Annotated in this window: 11 protein-coding genes and 1 pseudogene; 10 read left to right on the top strand and 2 right to left on the bottom strand. The window is 73.8% G+C overall.

What is annotated here, in order from left to right:
• Positions 1–280: 280 nt before the first annotated feature.
• Positions 281–1639 carry a 4-aminobutyrate--2-oxoglutarate transaminase gene (gene gabT, locus CD790_RS05350; RefSeq protein WP_144381759.1) on the bottom strand — a complete coding sequence of 453 codons (1359 nt, stop codon included), beginning with the start codon at positions 1637–1639 and terminating at the stop codon, positions 281–283.
• A 411-nt stretch (positions 1640–2050) separates the two neighbouring features.
• On the opposite strand from gabT, the gene CD790_RS05360 reads away from it, so the two are divergent.
• From CD790_RS05360 to CD790_RS05370, 3 genes are all read left to right on the top strand, one after another.
• Positions 2051–4324, top strand: coding sequence for an ATP-binding protein (locus CD790_RS05360; RefSeq protein WP_144381760.1), 2274 nt, complete (start codon positions 2051–2053; stop codon positions 4322–4324).
• 325 nt (positions 4325–4649) lie between these two features.
• Positions 4650–6479: a PucR family transcriptional regulator gene (locus CD790_RS05365; RefSeq protein WP_144381761.1), complete on the top strand. Its 1830-nt coding sequence runs from the start codon at positions 4650–4652 to the stop codon at positions 6477–6479.
• 325 nt (positions 6480–6804) lie between these two features.
• Positions 6805–8250 carry an aldehyde dehydrogenase family protein gene (locus CD790_RS05370; RefSeq protein ID WP_144381762.1) on the top strand — a complete coding sequence of 482 codons (1446 nt, stop codon included), beginning with the start codon at positions 6805–6807 and terminating at the stop codon, positions 8248–8250.
• Positions 8251–8374: 124 nt separating this feature from the next.
• Here CD790_RS05370 and CD790_RS36580 read toward each other — a convergent pair whose 3' ends face one another.
• Positions 8375–12706, bottom strand: coding sequence for a CHAT domain-containing protein (locus CD790_RS36580; protein ID WP_144381763.1), 4332 nt, complete (start codon positions 12704–12706; stop codon positions 8375–8377).
• 1134 nt (positions 12707–13840) lie between these two features.
• Here CD790_RS36580 and CD790_RS05380 point away from each other — a divergent pair.
• From CD790_RS05380 to CD790_RS05410, 7 genes and pseudogenes are all read left to right on the top strand, one after another.
• Entirely contained in the window at positions 13841–15805 is a 1965-nt protein-coding gene (locus tag CD790_RS05380) for an acyl-CoA dehydrogenase family protein (protein WP_144381764.1), read from the top strand.
• Between the two features lie 444 nt (positions 15806–16249).
• Positions 16250–17563 (top strand): 1-deoxy-D-xylulose-5-phosphate reductoisomerase, encoded by a 1314-nt coding sequence (gene dxr, locus CD790_RS05385; protein WP_144381765.1) that lies wholly within the window; start codon positions 16250–16252, stop codon positions 17561–17563.
• The gene (locus CD790_RS05390) at positions 17560–18864 is read left to right on the top strand and encodes an RIP metalloprotease (RefSeq protein ID WP_144381766.1); all 1305 of its coding nucleotides are present in this window, start codon (positions 17560–17562) and stop codon (positions 18862–18864) included. Before dxr ends, CD790_RS05390 begins: the two co-directional genes overlap by 4 nt.
• A gap of 175 nt (positions 18865–19039) precedes the next feature.
• Positions 19040–19790, top strand: a pseudogene (locus CD790_RS05395) (flavodoxin-dependent (E)-4-hydroxy-3-methylbut-2-enyl-diphosphate synthase).
• A 443-nt stretch (positions 19791–20233) separates the two neighbouring features.
• Positions 20234–21076: a GNAT family N-acetyltransferase gene (locus tag CD790_RS05400; RefSeq protein WP_144381767.1), complete on the top strand. Its 843-nt coding sequence runs from the start codon at positions 20234–20236 to the stop codon at positions 21074–21076.
• 125 nt (positions 21077–21201) lie between these two features.
• Positions 21202–21741: a GNAT family N-acetyltransferase gene (locus tag CD790_RS05405; protein ID WP_144381768.1), complete on the top strand. Its 540-nt coding sequence runs from the start codon at positions 21202–21204 to the stop codon at positions 21739–21741.
• A 153-nt stretch (positions 21742–21894) separates the two neighbouring features.
• Entirely contained in the window at positions 21895–23595 is a 1701-nt protein-coding gene (locus tag CD790_RS05410; protein WP_144381769.1) for a proline--tRNA ligase, read from the top strand.
• The last annotated feature ends 140 nt before the right edge of the window (positions 23596–23735 follow it).

The following is a 23735-nucleotide window of genomic DNA, read 5'->3' on the forward strand; positions in this document are numbered from 1 at the left end:
CGGGGCCGACAGTCGGATCACCTGTCCGACATGGGCCCCGCACATCTTCTTCACGCCGCCCCCGCCGTCCATCCCGCCGAAGGTGACGCAGGGTCACCAGAGGCGGGGCGGACGGCCGGTGGAGCATCGACGGCGTCCGGACTCGGGCGGGGCGGGTCATCGCGGCCGCCCGTTTCAGATCCGGGCGAAGGTGCCTGAGACCTGAAATGAAGACGCCTCAGATCCGGGCGAAGGTGCCTCAGGCCCGAATGAAGACGCCTCAGGCTCGAGTGAAGGTGCCTCAGATGCGGGCGAAGGCGCCCTCGATGATGTCCAGACCCTCGTTCAGCAGGTCCTCGCCGATCACCAGCGGCGGCAGGAAGCGCAGCACGTTGCCGTAGGTGCCGCAGGTGAGGACGAGCAGGCCCTCGGCGTGGCACGCCTTGGCGAGGGCGCCCGCCGCCTCCGGGTTGGGCTCCTTGGTGCCGGGCTTGACCAGCTCGACCGCGATCATCGCGCCACGGCCGCGGATGTCACCGATGATGTCGCCGTTCGCGGCGTTCTTCTGGATCTCGGCGAGGCGGTCCTTCATGACCTCCTCGATGCGCTTGGCCTTGGCGTTCAGGTCCAGCTCGCGCATGGTCTCGATGGCGCCGAGCGCGGCGGCGCAGGCCACCGGGTTGCCGCCGTAGGTGCCGCCGAGGCCGCCCGCGTGCGCGGCGTCCATGATCTCGGCGCGGCCGGTGACGGCGGCCAGCGGCATGCCGCCGGCGATGCCCTTGGCGGTGGTGATCAGGTCCGGGACGATGCCCTCGTCCTCACAGGCGAACCACTGGCCGGTGCGGCAGAAGCCGGACTGGATCTCGTCCGCGACGAAGACGATCCCGTTGTCCTTCGCGAACTGCGCGATGGCCGGCAGGAAGCCCTTGGCCGGCTCGATGAAGCCGCCCTCGCCGAGCACCGGCTCGATGATGATCGCGGCGACGTTCTCCGCGCCCACCTGCTTGCTGATCATGTCGATGGCCGCGGCGGCGGCCTCCGGGCCGCAGTTCTCCGGGCCGGTCGGCCAGCGGTAGCCGTACGCCAGCGGGGCCCGGTAGACCTCGGGGGCGAACGGGCCGAAGCCGTGCTTGTACGGCATGTTCTTGGCGGTCAGCGCCATGGTGAGGTTGGTACGACCGTGGTAGCCGTGGTCGAAGACGACGACCGCCTGGCGCTTGGTGTAGGCGCGGGCGATCTTCACCGCGTTCTCGACGGCCTCGGCGCCGGAGTTGAACAGCGCCGACTTCTTGGCGTGGTCGCCCGGCGTGAGCTTGGCGAGCTCCTCACAGACCTCCACATAGCCCTCGTACGGCGTCACCATGAAACAGGTGTGCGTGAAGTCGGCGAGCTGCGCCGAAGCGCGGCGCACCACGGCCTCGGCGCTGGAGCCGACCGAGGTCACCGCGATGCCGGAGCCGAAGTCGATGAGGGAGTTGCCGTCCACGTCCTCGATGACGCCGCCGCCGGCGCGCACCGTGAAGACCGGCAGCACCGAGCCCACACCGCCAGCCACGGCCGCCAGCCGGCGGGCCTGCAGCTCCTGGGACTTCGGGCCGGGGATCGCGGTGACGACGCGGCGCTCCTGGGGGAGGGACGGTCCTCCGGTCAGTTCGGTCATGAGGTGCTCCAGGGGAAAGAACAGAGGTTTTAGACGCAGGCTAGGGGCGGTGGCACCGATGAGGCATGTTCCGATCGGGAGCAGTGGACGTGTTGCGTTGTCCGCGACGGACATAGCGGGGGTGCGGGGTGAGGGGCGGAGGCGGGCCTCCTACGGGTCTGCTTTGGGGGCGGCGGGCTGGTGGTGGGGGGGGGGGAGCCAGGAGCGGTGGGGGAGGGGGTGGCGGCCCGGCCGGTGCATCGGCCGGTGGGTGATCGTGTGCTCCGGCTGGGCGCGGCATCCGGATGTGTCACCGAACCACCCGGCCGGGACCACTAGATTGAGCCCCTGAAGGTCGGCGTACACGGATGGGGTGCGCACGCGTGTGCGTACGACAGATGGCTTGGCTGGTCAGGGGGCAAGGGGCGGCGCATGGACACCGAGGGCACGTACGACTCACGTGGGACCCGGCGGGACGCGGTGCCCCGCCCTGCCACCCCACCCGTCCCGGCAGTCCCCCCGGGCCCGCCAGCCGACATGAACCCTCCTGCTCCTGCGTCCCCTCCCGCCCAGCCCACCCCGCCGGCCGCACCGCCGACCCCGGCCCCTGTCGACTCCGTGCCGCCGCCTGTTCCACCCGCCCCGCCGGTACCCCCGCCTCCCGGGACCGCGCCCGGTGCGACGCTCTCCACCGGGCCGGCGTCCCCCGCGGTCCAGTCGCCGTTCCTGACCTGGCTGCGGACGCCGCGGACGGCGGGCGGGCCGGGGGTGTGGACGTTCGGGCACAGGCCCAAGCCCGTTGAAGATCCAGAGCGCGTCCCTACCCGGAGGCTTGTCAGCGGGGCTCTGATCGCATTCCTGTGCGCTTGGTTGCTCTGGGCCCTGCTCTCCAACAACTACCTCGGCAATTGGTGGCGCCTGCCTCTGATTCTGTTCTTCCCAGATTCATGGCGAGGCACCGAAGGTGGCGCATTGGTGGCGGATGGCTATGTGTGGCTGGTTAAGGGGCTGATCGCTTTCGGTTTTGGACGGGTCGGGCATTGGCCGGAGCTCGCTCGTCGGTTGGCAGAGCCGCTGCTTCGACACTTCCGTCAAAGGCGCGAGACAACGCAACGCACTCAACCAGAGACCGACCCCGCCCAATGGCCCCATCTGCGGGCCGCCGGGGCGCATGGGGTGGCGGATCGGTTGGCGGCGGAGGCGCGGGCGGGGGTGATGAACGATGTGGATCACGCCCGGCTCGAGCGGGCGTGGGAGTCGGTGCGGGCGCAGCCCGGGCGGCTGGCGGCGTTCACGGACACGGTGCTGCGGGAGGGCGCGTCGGCCTGCGCGCACCCATCGGGGGTGCGCGATCTGCCGGTGCGCACGGCGCGGCACGACCTCATCGCCGGCCAGGTGCGCCTGGGCAGGGCCACGGACGACCTGCGTAATCCGTATGAGTTCCGCGACGTGAGCATGGCGTTGGACCCGGCGGTGCTGGGCACCTCGTTGCTGGCGGTGGGGCCGCCGGGGGCGGGGAAGACCGGGCGGCTGGTGCGGCCGGTGGTCGAGTCGCTGTGCCTCCAGGCGCTGGCCGGGCGGGTCGCCGTGGTGGCCGTCGGGCCCGCGGGTGCCGGGATCGGACCGGATGACGCCTTCGACGTCGTGGTGAAGATCGGCCGTCCCGAGTCGGCCTACGACCTGGACCTGTACGGCGGCACCACCGACCCCGACGAGGCGGCGGGCGTGCTGGCGGAGGCGCTGGTCGGCGACATGGCGCACGGCCTGCCCGGCGGGGACAGCCGGCGGGCCGCGACCGCGCTGGCGCAGTTGCTCGGCCCCTATCGCGCGGCCCACGGCCGCTTCCCCTCCGTGCCCGAACTGCGCGAGCTGCTCGACGGCTCGCAGACGGCCCTGGCCGCCCTCCGCGCGGCGCTCGACGAGGCCGGGCAGCAGGCGCAGGCCCGGGAGCTGGACGCGCGGGTGCGTCAGGCCGCCGCCGCGGGTGACGTGGGGGCGCTGCTCGCCGACCGGATCGCTTTGCTGGACCGGCCGGCCTTCGCGGACTTCTTCGACACGCGCGGCGGCCGGCGTCCCTTCTCGCTGCGGGCGCTGGAACACCCGCTCAGGGTGCGCATCGACCTCCCCGAGCGCGGGCACGCCGAGGCGTCGCGGATGCTCGCCCGACTGGTGCTGGCGCAGTTCACGGAGTGCGCGGTGGGCCGGGCCGACCGTTCGCTCTTCGCCTGTCTGGTCCTCGACGACGCCTCGCACACCGTCACCCCGGAGGCGCTGCGCGGCATCCAGCGCCTCCGCTCGGCCAACGCGGGCGCGGTCCTGACGCTGCGCACGCTGGACGACGTTCCCGAAGCGCTGCGCAGCGCGCTGCTGGGCGCGGTCGGCTGCCGCATGGCGTACGCGGGAGTGACCACGTGGGACGGCGCGCGGTTCGCCGAGGTCTGGGGGACGGCATGGGTGGAGACTCGGGACGTCACCGACCGACAGATCATCTCCGACGAGCCGATGACCAAGGTGCTGCACTTCATCCGCAGGGTGGTGACCGGCAAGGCCGCCACGGTGCAGTCCGTGACCGTCCGCAAGGTGGAGCGCGAGCGTTGGTCGGCCTCGGAGCTGGCGCACTCCGTACCACCCGGGCACGCGGTGCTGTCCGTGACCTCGGTGCGGGGCGAGAGCGCGCCCCCGGTGCTGGTGGACCTGCGCGGATGAGACCGGCCGGACCACTGGCCGGACCGGTGGGAACCGGTCCGACCTTGGCCGGACCGGTCGGAGCCGGGAGTGGGGCCCGGCTCCCCTTGAGGCCGTGGACGGGGACCGGGCAGCGCGATGAGGGCCCGACGGCTCCACTGAGGCAGAATTGATGGCGGTGGTTCATACAGGGCGTAGTGGTCGGTCGGACGCCGTCCGGGCCGGAGCCCTGCCGGGCGCGGTACGCCGTTCCGCGGCCTGTCGCCTCAGCCCGGCACGAGCCGCTCACCTCGCCCCGCCGAGCCGCCTGCCCGACCACACGCACCACAGCCGTATCGAAGGTGTCATGCCTCCCACCCTCGCCTCACTCGTCCACCACTCCGCGCTCAAGCTGACCGTGCTCGCGGGTGGGGAACGGCTGGAGACCCCCGTGCGCTGGGCGCACGTCAGCGAGCTGGCCGACCCGACGCCCTACCTGGACGGCGGCGAGCTGCTGCTGATCACCGCGATGAAGCTGGACGCCGAGGACCCGGAGGCCATGCGCCGCTACGTGGTCCGGCTCGCCGGCGCGGGGGTCGTGGGCCTCGGCTTCGCCGTCGGCGTCAACTACGACACGGTCCCGGAGGCGCTGGTCGCCGCGGCCCGCGACGAGGGCTTCCCGCTGCTCGAGGTGCCCCGCCGCACCCCCTTCATAGCCATCAGCAAGGCCGTCTCGGCGGCGATAGCGGCGGACCAGTACCGGGCGGTGACCGCCGGTTTCGAGGCGCAGCGCGAGCTGACCCGCGCCGCCATGGGCATGGAGGGGCCGGCCGCGCTGCTGGCCCGGCTCGCCGCACACCTCGACGGGTGGGCCGCCCTGTACGACGCCTCCGGCGCCGTGGTCGCCGCCGCCCCCGACTGGGCGGCCCGCCGGGCCGCCCGGCTCTCCGCCGACGTGGAGCGACTGCGGACCCGCCCCGCCCCCGCCAGCGCTGTCGTGGGCGGCACCGGCGGCGAGGAGGCCGAGGACGCCGCCGACCGGGTCGAGCTGCAGTCCCTCGGCACCGGCCGCCGGGCGCGCGGCGTGCTCGCGGTGGGCACCGGCGCCCCGCTCGGCACCGCCGAGCGCTATGCCGTGCACTCCGCCGTGGCCCTGCTGACGCTGACCACGGAACGGTCCCGCTCCCTCCAGGAGGCGGAGGGCCGCCTGGGCGCGGCGGTGCTGAGGATGCTGCTCGCGGGCGAGCCCGACCACGCCCACGCCGTGGCCGGGCGGCTGTACGGCGGGCTCCTCGACGCGCCGTTCCGAATGCTGGTCGCGGAGGCCGCGCCGAGCGCCGCCGGGACGCAGCCCGGCGCATACGCGGGGGAGGACCTCCCGATCGAGGGCATCGGCGGCACCGCGAAACCGGTGAAGGCGCCGAAAGCGGGCAACGCGGTGAACGCGGCGCTGGCGCCCGCCCCGACCGCCACCGGGGCCGGGGCGGCGACTCCGGCCGCCGCCGCGGCGAACGGGCCGGGGGCGCCGAGCGGCGAGCTCGCCCCGGACCCGCTTGGCGCGCTCGCCGACGCGGTGGAGACCGCGGCGGCCCGCACCGGCGAGGCGGTCCTGGTGGTCCCGGACGGCGAACGGCTCATCGTCCTCGCCTCCGACGGCGGCGCGGCCGTCGCCGCCTGCGCGGAACACGCCGCCGCGGTGGAGGAGCGCCGCGGCTCCGCCACCCGCCCGCGCGACCGTGCCGCCGCGCCCCCGGCGCCGGACGACGACCTGGTGATCGGCCTCTCGGCTCCCGCCGGCCCGATCGCCGCCGTCGGCGCCTACCGCCAGGCCGAGCAGGCGCTGTCCGTGGCCCGCCGGCGCGGCCGGGTGCTCGTCGAACACGAGGAGGTCGCCGCCGGTTCCGTGCTGCCCCTGCTCGCCGACGACGCGGTGCGCGCCTTCGCCGACGGCATGCTCCGCGCCCTGCGCGACCATGACGCCACCGGTCGCGGCGACCTCGTCGCCTCGCTGCGCGCCTGGCTGTCCCGGCACGGCCAGTGGGACGCGGCCGCCGCCGACCTCGGCGTGCACCGGCACACGCTCCGCTACCGCATGCGCCGCGTCGAGGAGATCCTCGGCCGCTCGCTCGACGACCCCGACGTCCGCATGGAACTCTGGCTCGCCCTGAAGGCGACCGCATCGTCCTCCCAGACCTGACCGGGCCCAGCGGCCCGGACCTGAACGGGTCCGGAGGCCGGACTTGATCGTGCCCCGAGGGGCGGACCCGGTCGCGCCCCTCACTCACGCCGCGCTGCGTCCGGGCCCCGCCCCACCCCCGCACCGTCGCTCGCGGTGGCCGCCAGTCCCCGTCCTCCTCGCGGTGTCCGCGCCGCGTCCCGGGCGGCGTGTGCACGCCATAGCGGTGTGCCGGCGCGGTCGACTGCTCCTTGCCGGACAAACGCCGTTTGGGCGCGGCGCCCCTACGGTGGAGGGTGAGAGCCAACCGCACCAACCCACCACTTCGGAAGGGCCGGGATCCGCTGTGACTACCACCCACGCGTTCTGGCTCGCCGGCCGTAAGGCGACCGGCGAGGACACCTTCGACGTCACGTCCCCCTGGGACGGTCGTCTCGTCGGCGCGGTGAGCGTCCCCACGGAGGCCCAGGTCGAGGAGGCCGTGGCCGCGGCCTTCGCCGCGCGGGACGAGTTCGCCGCGACGCCCGCGCACGTACGGGCGGCCGCGCTCGACCACGTGTCCAAGCGACTGGCCGAGCGCACCGAGGAGATCGCGCAGCTGATCTCCGCCGAGAACGGCAAGCCCATGAAGTGGGCGCGCGGCGAGGTCGGCCGTGCCGTCTCCGTGTTCCGCTTCGCGGCCGAGGAGGCCCGCCGCTACAACGGCGGCGAGGCGCAGCGCCTGGACACCGACGCGGGCGGCGTCGGCCGGCTCGCGCTGACCCGCCGCTTCCCGCGCGGCGTCGTGTTGGGCATCGCGCCGTTCAACTTCCCGCTGAACCTGTGCGCCCACAAGGTCGCCCCGGCGATCGCCGTCGGCGCCCCGATCATCCTCAAGCCGGCGCCGGCCACCCCGCTGTCCGCGCTGATTCTGGGTGAGCTGCTGGCCGAGACCGAGCTGCCGGCCGGCTCCTGGTCCGTGCTGCCGGTGCCGAACGACCGGATGCCCGCGCTGGTGCAGGACGAGCGGCTGCCGGTGATCTCCTTCACCGGTTCCGACACCGTCGGCTACGCGATCATGAACTCGGTGCCGCGCAAGCACTGCACGCTGGAGCTGGGTGGCAACGGCGCCGCCGTCGTGCTGCCCGACTTCTCCTCCGAGGCGGACCTCGACTGGGCGGCCGGCCGCATCGCCACCTTCTCCAACTACCAGGGTGGCCAGTCCTGCATCTCGGTGCAGCGGGTCATCGCCGACGCCTCGGTCTACGACCGGCTCGTCCCGAAGATCGTCGCGGCCGTCGAGGCGCAGGTGACCGGCGACCCGTCGGACGACGCCACCGATGTCGGCCCGCTGGTCAGCGAGGACGCCGCCAAGCGCGTCGAGACCTGGGTCGACGAGGCCGTGGACGCGGGCGCCAAGGTGCTCACCGGCGGCAAGCGGGACGGCGCCGCCTACGCGCCGACCGTGCTGGCCGAGGTGCCGGGCGAGGTGACCATCGCCCGCGAGGAGGTCTTCGGCCCGGTGCTGACCGTTACCAAGGTGCACGGGGAGGCCGCGGCGTTCGACGCCGTCAACGACTCCAAGTACGGCCTCCAGGCCGGCGTCTTCACCCGTGACCTGCAGACCGCCTTCCGCGCCCACCGCGCGCTGGAGGTCGGCGGCGTGATCATCGGCGATGTCCCGTCCTACCGCGCCGACCAGATGCCGTACGGCGGCGCCAAGCAGTCCGGCGTGGGCCGCGAGGGCGTGCGCTACGCCATGGACGACTACACCTACGAGCGGGTCATGGTCGTCACCGGCATCGAGCTGTAGTCCGACCCCCAGGTCCGACCCCCAGTTCCGACCTCAGGTCGGACCCCAGGACCGACACCCCGGTCGTACGGCACCGTTTCGGCGTCGTACGGCCGGGGTTCGCTCGTCCGTCGTCCGTCGTCCGTCAGGCGCCCACGTGGATGTGCGCCGCCCATCGGGTGGGCGCCGTCGGGTGGGCCTCACGCGCGCCCCGCACCGCCCGGTGCAGGGCGCGCGCCGCGTTCCGCGCGGAGGCCGGGTCGCCGAGCGCCGCGTAGAAGTCGTCGGCCAGCCCCGTGGCGACCGCGTCGTCCGCCACCCACAGGGTGCCGACCACGTGCGCGTATCCGGCCAGCCGCAACGCCCCGGTCAGATGCAGCGGCTCCGCGCCCGGTGTCTCGCCCGCCCGCGCGGTCTCGCAGGCCGACAGGAAGGCCAGCTCCGCCTCGTCGCCCAGCCGCAGCCGGGCGATGTCGGCGACGGTCAGCGGCCGCGGGTCGTGGCCACCGCTCGCCTCCGCTCCGTAGAGCAGCACGCGACCGGCCGACGGATCGTCCGGATCGCTGACCGCGCGGCAGGCGAAGTGCACCCAGCGGTGCCGGTGCAGGGTCTCCAGGACGACCTCCCGCCGCGCCCGCTCGCCGGTCAGCACCCGGGTGCCGGGGAGTCGCCCGGTGAGCGCGGCGGCCTCCCGCCGCACCCTGGGGAGGCCCGGCCGACCCGAGGGGTCGGACATCGTTCCCCCGGTCACCCCCGAGAGGGGGCTCGGCACCCCGGACACACCCGTGGCGTCGGAAACGGCCGACCGTACCGAGCCAGCCGGTGTGTTCCGCGCGGTCATCCCGTCCGGCCCGCCGATCCAGCCGATCTCGCCTCTCCCGCTCGTCCCGCCCGGCACGGCGATGACCAGCGGCTCCACCGCGCCACCGCCGGAAGCCGGTCGCGGCGCCGCGGCGGGGGTGCGGGCTAGGGCGCCCAGCGTGGGCGCGTACGAGGAGACCGCGCGGTCCAGCACACCGTCGGCGCGGCCGCCCGGGGCGGTGCGACGCCCGGCCGCGTGCAGCGGCAGCGCGGTCAGCGGGCCGGTCGGGATCCACCACAGCCGCGGCAGGGGACGCTCCACGCCCCGCTCCCGGCGCGACGGCCTGCGCTGCTGCCGACCGGTGAGCCCGAGGGCGGTCAGCACCGGCTCGGCCACCGCCTCCCACAGCCACTCCAGCACCCGGAAGACCTCATCCTCGGCCTCGGCGCGCACGGCGGCCGCGAAGTCCGCGGATCGATCGAGCAGTTCGGGTAGGAGCAGCCCGGGCAGCGGCACGATCCGCGGTTCGCCGCCGTCCAGCAGCAGGGCGTCGCAGCGCGTCTCGCTGACGTTCACGATCACCACCGGGCCGCCCAGGCGCTCCGCCGTCGCCCGCAACTCCGCCACGTCGGGCGGGAGTTGGAATCCCGCGAAGCCCGGTGTTCGACGGATGCGGTCCGTCAGCCGCGCCCACTCCTCGACCAGCGCGTGTCGATCCTCCAGTCGCGCCGCGGCCCCCGCGCCGCCGTTCTCCAGACCCGCGGCACAGCCCGCGAGGCCAGGGCCGTCCGGCTCCGCCGGCCGGTCCAACGCCTCCCGTAGCCGGAGCAGTCGATGGGCGAGCCCGGGGTGGCTCTCCCACAGGTCGGCGTGCGGGGCGGGTGCGTCCAGCGCGTGGGCCAGCGTCACCCCCCGCCCCAGCTCCAGCAGTTGTACGGCGCGCCACGGGTCGCCCAGCTCGATGGCGCAGGCGGCGGCCCGCGAGGCGAGCCCGGCCGGGCCCGCCCGGTTCGTCGGGTCCATCCGGTTCATCGGGTCGACTCGGTTCATCGGATCCGCCGGGCGCGCCAGGTTCGGCCGGCCCGCCCGGGGCGACGGCCTCGCCGAGGCACGCTCCGGCTCCGCGCGGCGCGCCGCCATGCGCGGCAGCAACTCCACGGCCACTTCGTACGCGCGCATCGCCCGCTCCGCGCCCCCGACGGCGTACGCGCACTCGGCCCAGCTCCGCGCGGCCGCCACCCGCTCGCCGATCGCGGCCAGGGCGTCCTCGGCGACCTCCCGGTAACCGGACTCCGCGGCGAGGGTCGCGTCCAGGTCGTGCTCGACGGCGCCCCTGACCGCCAGCGCGTCGGCGTACGCGCACACCGCCGCAGCGCGCAGCGCATGCCCGACGGGCACCGTACGCGCGGCCTCCTCGGCCACCCGCAGCAGCGCGCCGAGCGCCTGGCCGTCCCGTCGCGCCTCGTACACCAGCCGCAGGACCCCGGTGAACGCCGTGAGCCGCTCCGGCCGGTGCGGGTGACCCGGCGCCGTGGCCTCCACCGCGCGCCGCGCGGCCGCGGCCGCCTCCGCCAGGTCGTACGGGTCCCCGCCGGCGCGGTACCGCTGCGACAGGCTGCGGCTCAGGCCGGCCTCCAGATACGGGTACACCGTCTGGTCCGGCGGCGTCAGCGCCAGCGCGGCCCGCCCCAGGTCCACCGCCTCCGCCAGCGCGGCCGCGACCCCGACCCGCGACCGGCCCCCGGCCATGTCGTCCGACCCGCCCTCGGCCGTGTCGTCCGATCCGGACCCGGCCGCCTCGTCTGATCCGGCCCCGACCGGGTGGTCCGGTCCGGGCGCGGAGGGGTGGGATCCGGCGCCGGCCGGGTGGTCCGGCCAGCTCCCGTCCGAGCCGGCCGGTCGCCACCCGGCCGCGTGCTGCGGTCCGCCTCCGGTCGGGTGTCGTTCGTCCCAGGCTGCGGCGGTAGCCCCCGGCGGGCCGACTCCGGGCACTCCGGTCGGTCCGCGGTCGCCCGTCGGGCGCGCCGCCCCACCGCCCCCGCCCCCGATGCCACCGACTCCCCCCGCCGGGCCGCCCGGCCAGTCCGCGCCGCCCGGCCAGTCCGCGGCGGTGGCTCCACCGTGGGGCGTGGCGGCGTGTGGGCTGGGGCGGTGGACATGGCCTTGCCGGGCGGGGACCGCCGCTGTCCGGGCCCACAGCCGGAGCGCCTCGGCCAGTTCGGCGCGGGAGCGGGCTCGGGCGTCGCCGTCGTCCGGGGCCGCGGCGACAGCCTGGCGGAGGGTGCGCACGGCGTCGACGAGCGCGGCCGGGTCGCCGAAGTGCTGGTGGACGGCGCGCAGGCCGGTGCCGAGGCACAGCAGCCGGCCGCAGCGGCGCGGATCGTCCACCGCGGTGCCGAGGAGCACGGCGCGGGCGAGGCCGACGGAGCCGGTGAGGTCCTCGCCGTCGCGGGTGCGCAGCCAGCGGACCCAGAGCGCCCCGGAGAGGTTCGCGTTCGCGCCGTGCGCCTCCGAGGTCTCCGGCGGCAGCATCGCCAGCGCCTCCCGGAACAGGGCGACCGCCTGGTCCAGATCGCGCAGGTCGCCGCCGCGGGTGTACCGCGACCAGAGGGCCGTACCCAGGCCGTCGGCCGCCGCCCCGCGGATCGCGCTCTGCGCGGGGGAGCGCAGCACGGACTCGAACCCGCTGATGGCCCGTTCCAGGTCGGGCAGGCTCCGGGACCGCTCGTACGCCGCCAGGTGCGACGCGGCCCGTGCCAGTTCGCCGGCCCACGCCACCGCCGGCCCGGCCCGCGGGGCGCCCGGCGCGCCGGCCCCCGGGGGCACCGCGCGGCCGCGCCCCGCCTCGATGGCTTGGCGCACCCGCGCGCACCGACCCAGCTCCGCCCGGATCCGCTCGCCCGCCGGATGGCCGGCCGGCAGTGCGGCCAGCGCCCGCTGGTGGACCTCGACGGCCTCCTCGAGCGCGGCGCGGTGCGAGGTCGACGTGGCGTACCGCAGCAGCGCCGAGCCCAGGTCGGCCAAGCGCAGCGGGTGCTGCGGCCGCCCGGCCGGCGTGCCGCGCACGGCCGAACGGCACAACAGCACCGCCTCGTCCAGCAGCGCCGGGTCCGGCTCCCGGCGGGTCCGGCGCAACAGGGCGCGGGCCAGCTCGGACTGCAGTCGGGCGTAACCCGGCGTCCGGGACGGGCACACCGCCAGGCAGCGTCGGTACAGCGCGATGGCCTCGTCCAACGCCGTCATGTCGCCGGTGCGCTCGAACACCTCCTGGAGGGAGTCCGCCAGGCCGCCCAGATGCCGGCTGTAGCCGGGGTCCTCCGGGGTGGTCGCGGCGACCGCCGCCCGCCCGGCGTCCACCGCCTCCGCGAGCGTCTCCGGGGCCCCGTCACCCCGATAGCTCAACCGCAGCAGCGTCCCCAGCAGGGTCAGACTCAGGACGCGCAACGGGTGGTCCGCCATCGCGACCTCGCCGTCACGACGGTGCGAAGGCCATGGCGCCGTGTTCTGCGCCCGCTGGCCGTACAGCCCCACCGCCAGCCGCCCCATACGGACCGCCCGCGACAGCAACCGCGGATCTCCGGACCGCGCGTAGGCCGCCCGCAGCCGATCGGCCGAGCCCAGCGGATCGGCGGGATCGACCCCACGGACGGCCAGGGCCGGATCGACCGCCGCCACCACGGCCGACCCTGACGCCGACGCCGACACCGGTCCTGACGCCGACGCCGACACTGGCCCTGACTCCGACACCGGTCCTGACCCCGACTCCGACCCCGGCCCTGGCGCCGACGCCGACATCGATCCGGCCCCGGACATCGATCCGGCCCCGGACATCGATCCGGACCCGGACCCGGACCCGGAGCCGGGCCCGGCCCCCTCGTTCACGGTGACGGACTCCGTCCCGCCGCCCGCCACCGCCCGGGTGAGCTGGACGCCGGCCGGTACCGGTTCCGCCCCCGCGCCGTGCGGCGGCCCGGCGACCCTCCGCTCGGTGACGCCCTCCCTGAGCCGTTCCGGCCCGCCGGAGGGGCCGTACCCGCCGTCCGCGCGAGGCTCGGTCCACCCGAACGGCTCAGCGGACCTGCCCGAGTCGGGCAAGGGCTCGGTGACGGAGGGCGGGGCGGGGGTTTGGAGCGCGTATCCGGGCTCGACGTAAGGGGCCGCTCGCTCGAACGGCCCAGCCGGGGAGACCCGCTCGAACGGCCCAGCCGCGGAGAAAAGGCACGCGGGATCCCGCTCCGCGCCCCCGAGACCCCCGGCGCCCAGCGTGTCCCACCCCGCATCCGAGCCCGCGTCGCCCCCCGCGCCCAGCGCTGACGGGCTCGCTGACACACCCGCCGCGGCGCCCGTCGCCCCGCCCTCACCACCGCCCTCGCCCAGCGGCGCCAACGGTCCCGGTCCTCGGTCGTTCGGGTCCCCGCGGCCGGGTGGCTCGGAGTGCCGTACGGCGGCATCCAGCCGTCCGCGCTCCGCCTTCCGTCGGCGTCCGTGGCGACCGGACGCCTTGAAACCAGGCCAGTGTCTCGCCATGCGCAGCACCCCCCTGCACGGCACGGAGTGTCGTCCCCGGGCGAGTGTGGCAGCAGTCGGCCGCCTGGGTGGGCGAATCGGACTTCTGGTCGAAACGGCCGTAGCGTTCCGGACAACTGAGCGGCCCGAGAGCCCCCGGTGAGTGTCCGAGGGCGGCCCCGTCCCGCAGCGCGGCGCCGCGAGGGCTGGTACACAATTCCCGTATCGGGTACATACGCAGCAGTAGCACCGGTCGGTAGATGACCGGCCCAACTACCCCGACTCCGCGGCGAGGTGAGCCTCATGACCGCTCGTACGATCCCCGAAGACACCCCCGTACCTCCCGTACGCAGCGTCTCCGAGCGTGAGGCGCGCCAGGTCGCCGAGGCCGCCCGGGAGCAGGCGTGGCGGAAGCCGAGCTTCGCCAAGGAACTGTTCCTCGGCCGCTTCCGGCTCGACCTGATCCACCCGCATCCGAGCCCCGCCCCCGACGACGTCCGGCGCGGCGAGGAGTTCCTCGCCAAGCTGCGGGACTTCTGCGAGACCCGGATCGACCCGGTGCGGATCGAGCGTGAGGCGCGGATCCCGGACGAGACCATCGAGGGGCTCAAGGAGCTCGGCGCCCTCGGGATGAAGATCGACACCAAGTACGGCGGCCTGGGGCTCACCCAGGTGTACTACAACAAGGCACTCGCCCTGGTCGGCTCCGTCAGCCCCGCCATCGGCGCGCTGCTCTCCGCCCACCAGTCGATCGGCGTACCGCAGCCGCTCAAGCAGTTCGGCACGCAGGAGCAGAAGGAGACCTACCTCCCGCGCTGCGCCCGCACCGACATCTCGGCCTTCCTGCTGACCGAGCCGGACGTCGGCTCGGACCCGGCCCGGCTGGCCACGGTGGCCGTCCCCGACGGCGAGGACGGCTACATCCTGGACGGCGTGAAGCTGTGGACGACCAACGGCGTGGTCGCCGACCTGCTGGTGGTCATGGCACGGGTGCCCACCTCCGAGGGCCACAGGGGCGGCATCACCGCCTTCGTCGTCGAGGCGGACTCCGAAGGCGTCACGGTGGAGAACCGCAACGCCTTCATGGGGCTGCGCGGCATCGAGAACGGCGTCACCCGGTTCCACCGGGTCAAGGTCCCCGCGGCCAACCGCATCGGGCCCGAGGGCGCCGGCCTGAAGATCGCGCTGACCACCCTCAACACCGGCCGGCTCTCCCTGCCCGCCATGTGCGCGGGCGCCGGCAAGTGGTGCCTGAAGATCGCCCGCGAGTGGTCGGCCGCCCGCGAGCAGTGGGGCAAGCCGATCGCCCGACACGAGGCCGTCGGCGCCAAGATCTCCTTCATCGCGGCGACCACCTTCGCCCTGGAGGCCGTCCTCGACCTCGCCTCCCAGATGGCCGACGAGGACCGCAACGACATCCGCATCGAGGCCGCGCTGGCCAAGCTGTACGGCAGCGAGCTGGCCTGGCGGATGGCGGACGAGCTGGTGCAGATCCGCGGCGGGCGCGGCTTCGAGACCGCCGCCTCGCTGGCCGCCCGCGGCGAACGGGCCGTCCCGGCCGAGCAGATGCTGCGCGACATGCGCATCAACCGGATCTTCGAGGGCTCCACCGAGATCATGCACCTGCTGATCGCCCGGGAGGCCGTCGACGCCCATCTGTCCGTCGCCGGCGATCTGATCGACCCCGACAAGTCGTTCGCGGAGAAGCGCCGAGCGGTCGCCAAGGCCGGCGGCTTCTACGCCCGCTGGCTGCCCGGCCTGGTCACCGGCCCCGGCCAGCTGCCCCGCGCGTACGCCGAGTTCAACCCGGCCGGCCACCGCGACCTCTCCGGCCATCTGCGCTACGTCGAGCGCTCCGCCCGTAAGCTCGCCCGCTCCACCTTCTACGCCATGTCGCGCTGGCAGGGCCGGATGGAGACCAAACAGGGCTTCCTCGGCCGCATCGTGGACATCGGCGCCGAGCTGTTCGCGATGAGCGCCGCCTGCGTGCGGGCCGAGAAGCTGCGCGGCGAGGGCGACCACGGCACGGAGGCGTACCAACTCGCGGACGTCTTCTGCCGACAGGCCCGGATCCGCGCGGACGAGCTGTTCGCACGACTGTGGACCAACACCGACGACCTCGACCGCACGATCGTCGCCGGTGTGATGTCCGGCTCCTACGGGTGGCTGGAGGAGGGCGTCCTCGACCCCAGCGACGACGGCCCCTGGATCGCCGACGCCACCCCCGGCCCGTCTCGAAAGGACAACGTGCACCGCCCCTTCCGCTGAGCGCGCCCCCCTTTTCAGGGCTCGGTTCGCCTCCGGGCGCTGTGAGCGGCTGCCGACACTCGACCGTGCGCCCCCTTTTTTTGAGGGCTCGGTTCGCCTCCGGGCGCTCTCAGCGACTGCCGACACTCGACCGTGCTCGCCTGCTCGTTCCTCACAGGCTCCGCGCGCTCTCCCTTTCGGCAGCCGCGCGCCCTTCGGCTCACTCGCCGGTCCGTACGTGGCCGGAGTACGCGCGGGGCCGTGGGGCGGGCCCCACGGGCCGAACGCGCGCGGGGCCCATGAGGCCGGCCCCACGGGGCCGGATCGCGTACGCGGTCGCAGGGCCTCGGCTCATTCGCCGGTGCGTGCGGGGCCGGTCGCCGGACTCTCGGCGGCCGGTCCGACAACGCGGACCCCGGGGGTGCCCTTGCTCGAGCCACCAGCGCGACCGGACACAATGGGGGGATGACGGACTCCCTGGCTGACCCGCACCTCCGCTTCCCGGCGGCCACCGCCGCCGACGGAGCCCCCCGCGACATCGTGATCCTGGGCTCCACCGGATCGATCGGCACCCAGGCCATCGACGTGGTGCTGCGCAACCCCGACCGCTTCCGCGTGACCGCACTCTCCGCCGCCGGCGGCCGGGTCGAGCTGCTCGCGGAGCAGGCCCGCAAGCTTCGGGTGGGCACCGTCGCGGTCTCCCAGGCGGACAAGGTGCCCGCGCTGCGGGAGGCACTGGCCGCCGCGTACGGGCCCGGCGAGCCGCTGCCCGAGATCCTGGCCGGGCCCGACGCCGCCACCGAGCTGGCCGCCTCCCCGTGCCACTCCGTGCTCAACGGCATCACCGGCTCCATCGGCCTTGCCCCCACTCTGGCCGCCCTGGAGGCGGGCCGGGTGCTGGTGCTGGCCAACAAGGAGTCGCTGATCGTCGGTGGGCCGCTGGTCAAGGCGGTCGCCAAGCCCGGCCAGATCGTGCCGGTCGACTCCGAGCACTCCGCGCTCTTCCAGGCGCTGCTGGGCGGCACCCGCCAGGAGGTCCGCAAGCTGGTGGTCACCGCCTCCGGCGGCCCCTTCAGAGGCCGGTCGAAGCACGAGCTGACCCAGGTCACCCCCGAGCAGGCGCTGGCACACCCCACCTGGGCCATGGGCCCGGTCGTCACGATCAACTCCGCGACGCTGGTCAACAAGGGCCTGGAGGTGATCGAGGCGCACCTGCTCTTCGACATCCCCTTCGACCGCATCGAGGTCGTCGTCCACCCGCAGTCCTACATCCACTCGATGGTCGAGTTCACCGACGGCTCCACGCTCGCCCAGGTGAGCCCGCCCGACATGCGGATGCCGATCGCGCTGGGTCTCGGCTGGCCGGAGCGGGTCCCGGACGCGGCCCCCGGCTGCGACTGGACCAAGGCCGCCAGCTGGGAGTTCTTCCCGCTCGACGACGAGGCGTTCCCCTCGGTCAAGCTGGCCCGGCACGTCGGCACCCTGGGCGGGACCGCGCCGGCCGTCTTCAACGCCGCGAACGAGGAGTGTGTCGACGCGTTCCTGGCGCGCAAGCTGCCCTTCAATGGCATTGTCGATACGGTCGCGGAAGTGGTGGCCGAGGGCTTGGCATCCGGAGTCGTGAAAATGAGCCAAGGCGGAGCGAGCGGGACACCCGCCGCGGGAACCCGGCTGACCGTCGCGGACGTCCTGGAAGCGGAGACGTGGGCCCGCGCCCGCGCCCGTGAACTGGCCGCTCGTGCGGCGAAGGCCACGTCGACCCCGGAGGCTCGCGTATGACGGCACTGATGACCGTCCTCGGCATAGTCGTATTCGTCCTCGGACTCCTGTTCTCCATCGCCTGGCACGAGCTCGGCCACCTCTCCACGGCCAAGCTCTTCGGCATCCGGGTGCCGCAGTACATGGTCGGCTTCGGGCCGACGATCTTCTCCCGGCGGAAGGGCGAGACGGAGTACGGGATCAAGGCCATCCCGCTCGGCGGCTACATCCGCATGATCGGGATGTTCCCGCCCGGTGACGACGGCAAGATCGTCGCGCGCTCCACCTCGCCGTGGCGCGGCATGATCGAGGACGCCAGGTCGGCCGCCTACGAGGAGCTCAAGCCCGGCGACGAGACGCGGCTGTTCTACACGCGCAAGCCGTGGAAGCGCGTCATCGTGATGTTCGCCGGTCCCTTCATGAACCTGGTCCTGGCCGTCGTGATCTTCCTCGGCGTGATGATGACCTTCGGGATCAACACGCAGACGACCACGGTCGGCTCGGTCAACAAGTGCGTGGTCGCGGCCTCCGCCAAGGACACCGACAAGTGCCCCGCGGGCGCCAAGGACTCCCCGGCCAAGGCCGCCGGCCTGCGCGCCGGCGACAAGATCGTCGCCTTCAACGGGCACCCGACCCCCGACTGGTCCACCCTCCAGCAGAACATCCGCAAGACCATCGGCCCGGCCACGATCACCGTCGAGCGCGACGGCGAGCGCAAGGAACTGCACGCCAACCTCATCCAGAACGAGGTGGCCGAGACCGACGGCAAGGGCGGCTACGTCGAGGGCAGCTACGTCAAGGCCGGCTTCCTCGGCTTCGCCCCGGCCAACGGCGTCGTCAAGCAGTCCTTCGGCGAGTCCGTCGACCGCATGGGCACCATGGTCGAGGACGGCGTCGACTCGCTGATCTCGCTCCCCTCCAAGGTCCCCGACCTCTGGGACGCGGCCTTCGGCGGCGGGGAGCGCAAGGCGGACTCCCCGATGGGCGTCGTCGGCGCGGCACGGGTCGGCGGCGAGATCCCACAGCTGGACATCCCGGCCTCCCAGCAGGTCGCGATGATGCTCTTCCTGCTGGCGGGCTTCAACCTCTCCCTCTTCCTGTTCAACATGCTGCCGCTGCTGCCGCTGGACGGCGGGCACATCGCGGGCGCGGTGTGGGAGTCGATCCGCCGGCATGTGGCACGGCTGGTGCGGCGGCCCGACCCGGGACCCTTCGACGTGGCCAAGCTCATGCCGGTCGCCTACGTCGTCGCCGGGATCTTCATCTGCTTCACCCTCCTGGTGCTGATAGCGGATGTGGTGAATCCGGTACGGATCAGCTGAGCACGCGCCCTTCACCGGAAGGACGTACGGCGGTCGGGCGGCCTGCACGCCCGGCCGCCGACGTGTGTCCGGGGGCGGGGGCGCGATGTGCTCGGCGGTCTGGCGGTGCCGTAACCTCGAAGCCTGGAGCCCGCCGATCTCGGGACCTTGATCCATACCTTGGGGTTGCCGCAACATGACCGCGATTTCGCTCGGAATGCCTTCCGTACCGACCAAGCTCGCCGACCGCCGTGTGAGCCGCAAGATCCAGGTCGGGTCGGTGGCCGTGGGTGGCGACGCGCCGGTGTCGGTGCAGTCCATGACGACGACGGTCACGGCGGACATCGGTGCGACGTTGCAGCAGATCGCGGAGCTGACGGCCTCGGGTTGTCAGATCGTGCGGGTGGCCTGCCCCTCGCAGGATGACGCGGACGCGTTGCCGGTGATCGCGAGGAAGTCGCAGATCCCGGTGATCGCGGGCGGTGGCCTTCGGTGCCCTGCTCTCGGAGGGCATCGGCGACACCATCCGGGTCTCCCTCTCCGCCCCGCCGGCGGAGGAGGTCAAGGTCGGCATCCAGATCCTGGAGTCGCTCAACCTGCGCCAGCGTCGACTGGAGATCGTCTCCTGCCCCTCCTGCGGCCGCGCCCAGGTGGATGTCTACAAGCTGGCGGATCAGGTGACCGCGGGTCTTGAGGGGATGGAGGTGCCGTTGCGGGTGGCGGTGATGGGCTGTGTCGTGAACGGTCCCGGCGAGGCTCGGGAGGCCGACCTCGGTGTGGCCTCGGGCAACGGCAAGGGGCAGATCTTCGTGAAGGGCGAGGTGATCAAGACGGTACCCGAGTCGAAGATCGTCGAGACCCTCATCGAAGAGGCCATGAAGCTCGCCGAGCAGATGGAGCAGGACGGCACCCCCTCGGGCGAGCCCCAGGTCTCCGTAGCCGGCTGAACGCCAGAGCCACCCACCCGACGGAAGTCAGCGGGAACCAGGGCAGGCATCCGCCCCTCTTCCCAAAGCCGGAAGACGCAGCGGGCGAGACCGTCAGACGACGGACGGCAGCAGGGCCCAGGGCAGCCTCTCCCCTCCTCGGCCAGCCGGGAGACGGCGGGAGGGGGCGGGGCCGCAGGGGCAGGGAGGTCCGGGACGCTTCCGTATATTTGTGGGCAAAGAGCGAGAGCGCCGCGTGTTGGGTTACTTGCCCGTAAATATACGGTCCCGGACCCCTGGCCCGGAGGCCCCGTCCCCGGCCCCCACACACAGCCCCGGCCCCGCACACACGGCTCCGCGAACGTCCCATACGCGCCGGACACCCGCGCAAACGCCCGAGGTACAGTTCGTGAGATCGAGTCCCCCGGCCCCCGTGGCCCCGCAACGGTGAGGCAGACCGACACGTGCTGACGACCACCACCAGGGTGCTGGAGCCCGGCGAGCTCGACGCCGCGCTCGCGGTCCTCGACCGCGACCCGGTCTCCAACGCCTTCGTGACCGCCCGCGTCCAGGCGGCCGGCCTCGACCCGTGGCGGCTCGGCGGCGAGATGTGGGGCTGGTACAGCGGCGGCCGACTGGAATCACTCTGCTACGCCGGCGCCAACCTCGTCCCCATCTGCGCCACCTCCGAGGCCGTGCACGCCTTCGCGGAGCGCGCCCGCCGCTCCGGCCGGCGCTGCTCCTCCATCGTCGGCCCCGCCGAGGCCACCGCCGAGCTGTGGTCGCTGCTCGAGCCGAGCTGGGGCCCCGCCCGCGAGGTCCGCTCCCACCAGCCGCTGATGGTCACCACCTCGATGCCCGCCGATGTCGCCCCCGACCCCCTGGTGCGCCGCATCCGCAAGGACGAGATGGACCTGATCATGCCGGCGTGCGTGGCCATGTTCACCGAGGAGGTCGGGGTCTCCCCGCTCGCCGGCGACGGCGGGCTGCTCTACCAGGCGCGGGTCGCCGAACTGGTCGGCGCCGGCCGCTCCTTCGCCCGGGTGGAGAACGGCCAGGTCGTGTTCAAGGCCGAGATCGGCGCCGCCACCCCTCAGGCGTGCCAGATCCAGGGTGTGTGGGTGGCCCCCGAGTACCGCGGCCGCGGGCTGTCGGAGATCGGCATGGCGGCGGTCCTCGGCTACGCGCTGCGCGAGGTGGCCCCGGTCGTCAGCCTGTACGTCAACGACTTCAACACCGCCGCCCGCGCCGCCTACCGCCGCGTCGGCTTCGCGGAGGTCGGGGCGTTCATGAGCGTGCTCTTCTGAGCACCCGCGCCTGCTCCCCCGTCCTCGCCCCGTCGTCACCACCCCCGTGCCCCCGTCCTGACCCCGGTCCACCCCCGGCGCGCTGTTCCGATCCGCGGCCGCCCGCGGCCCAGTAGGGTGCCGCCATGGATGACGTCGTCGTCGGGCCACTCGATCTCGCCGCACGGGTGGACGACGCCCTCGCCGTGCAGGCGCTCGCCTTCGGCCTCACCGAGGAGGAGGTCGGCGTACGACGCCACATCGTGCTGCGCCATCTCACGAGCCCCGGGGCGCGCGCACTGGGCGCCACCACCGCCACCGGTCGCCTCGTCGGCTTCGTGTACGGCATGCCCAACGATCGCACGCACTGGTGGTCCACGGTCGTCGAACCGTATCTGCGCGCCACCGGATACGAGGACTGGCTGAACGACTCGTTCGTGATCACCGAGCTGCATGTGCACCCGGCGTACCAGAACCGGGGGATCGGCCGGTCCCTCATCACGACGATCACCGACGGCGCCGGCGAGCCGCGCTCCATCCTCTCGGCGATCGACACGGAGTCACCGGCGCGCGCCCTGTATCGGAGCCTCGGCTACCGGGACCTCGCGCGCGCGGTGGTCTTCCCCAGCGCGCCCAGCCCCTACGCGGTGATGGGAGCCTGGCTGCCGCTGTACCGCCGCCCCTAGGGGGCACCACCGACCCGAGGCCGTTCAGCCGGCAGGCACGGCCGGTTCGGCGGGACACAACCCGTTTCCCGGATGCCGACCGCCGGAGCTAACCTCTCGCACATCCCGTCGTACGAGCGCACAGCGCCACCAGCCACGCCGCAGGAGAAGATCATGGTCCACGTCCAGCGCATGTCCAGGATGATGCTGAAGACGCTGCGGGACGATCCGGCCGACGCCGAGACCGCCAGTCACAAGCTGCTGGTGCGCGCCGGCTACGTGCGTCGCTCCTCCGCGGGCGTGTGGACCTGGCTGCCGCTCGGCAAGAAGGTGCTGGAGAACGTCTCCCGTGTGGTGCGCGAGGAGATGGACGCGATCGGCGCCCAGGAGGTGCTGCTGCCGGCGCTGCTGCCGCGTGAGGCGTACGAGGCGAGCGGCCGTTGGGACGAGTACGGCGACCTGCTCTTCCGGCTCAAGGACCGCAAGGGCGCCGACTATCTGCTCGGCCCCACCCACGAGGAGATCTTCACCCAGACGGTCAAGGACCAGTGCACGTCCTACAAGGACCTGCCGGTGATCCTCTACCAGATCCAGACGAAGTACCGGGACGAGGCGCGGCCGCGCTCCGGAGTGCTGCGCGGACGCGAGTTCCAGATGAAGGACTCGTACTCCTTCGACACCGACGACGCGGGGCTGGCCGAGTCGTACCGGCTGCACCGCGAGGCATACCAGCGGATCTTCGCCCGGCTGGGCCTCGACTACCGCGTCGTCTCGGCGGTCTCGGGCGCGATGGGCGGCTCGGCGTCGGAGGAGTTCCTGGCCCCGGCCGCGGCCGGCGAGGACACCTTCGTCGACTGCCCGAACTGCGAGTACGCCGCCAACACGGAGGCCGTGACGGTCACCGTGCCGCCGGTCGAGGGCGTGGAGCACGGCCCGGTCGAGGAGCTGGACACCCCGGACACCCCGACCATCGAGACCCTCGCCGAGCACCTGGGCGTCCCCGCCTCGGCCACCCTCAAGAACCTCCTGGTCAAGGTCGACGGAGAGATCACCGCGGTGGGCGTGCCCGGGGACCGCGAGGTCGACCTCGGCAAGCTGGCCGAGCATCTGGCGCCCGCGGTGGTGGAACTGGTCACCGCCGAGGACTTCACCGACCGGCCCGACCTCGTCCGGGGCTACGTCGGTCCGCAGGGCATGGCCGGCACCGCCTTCCGCTACCTCGCCGATCCGCGCGTCGCCCCCGGCACCGCCTGGGTGACCGGCGCCAACAAGCCCGACACGCACGCCAGGAACGTCGTCTGCGGCCGGGACTTCCAGGTCGACCGGTACCTGGACGTCGTCGTGGTCGAGCCCGGCGACCCCTGCCCGAACTGCGGCGCCGGCATCGCGCTCGACCGGGCGATCGAGATCGGCCACATCTTCCAGCTCGGCCGCAAGTACACCGACACCTTCCAGCTCGACGTCCTGGGCCAGGAGGGCAAGCCGGTCCGCGTCACCATGGGCTCCTACGGCATCGGCGTCTCCCGCGCGGTGGCCGCCCTGGCCGAGCAGACCCACGACGAGGCCGGTCTGTGCTGGCCGCGGGAGGTGGCCCCGGCCGACGTGCACATCGTGGCCGCGGGCAAGGCACTGCAGACCGAACTCGCCCTGGACATCGCCGAGAGGCTCGGCGCGGCCGGAGTACGGGTCATGGTCGACGACCGCGCGGGCGTCTCTCCCGGGGTCAAGTTCACCGACGCCGAGCTCATCGGCGTGCCCACCATCCTCATCGTGGGCCGGGGCGCCAAGGACGGCCTCGTCGAGCTCAAGGACCGCCGCACCGGCGAGCGTCAGGACCTCCCGGTCGAGGAGGCCGTCGGCCGACTCACGGCCTGAATCCCGCCCCGCCGGCCATCCGCGCGGCCAGACACCGTCCAGGCGGGCCGCCGTACGGACGGAGCCTGCCGCGCGGGCGGCGCTTCCGCGGCGCCCCGCGGGGCCGGCGCTTCCGCGGTGCCGGCGCTTCCGCGGTGCCC

It is taken from the genome of Streptomyces sp. SAJ15, assembly GCF_007595705.1.
Classification (GTDB): domain Bacteria; phylum Actinomycetota; class Actinomycetes; order Streptomycetales; family Streptomycetaceae; genus Streptomyces.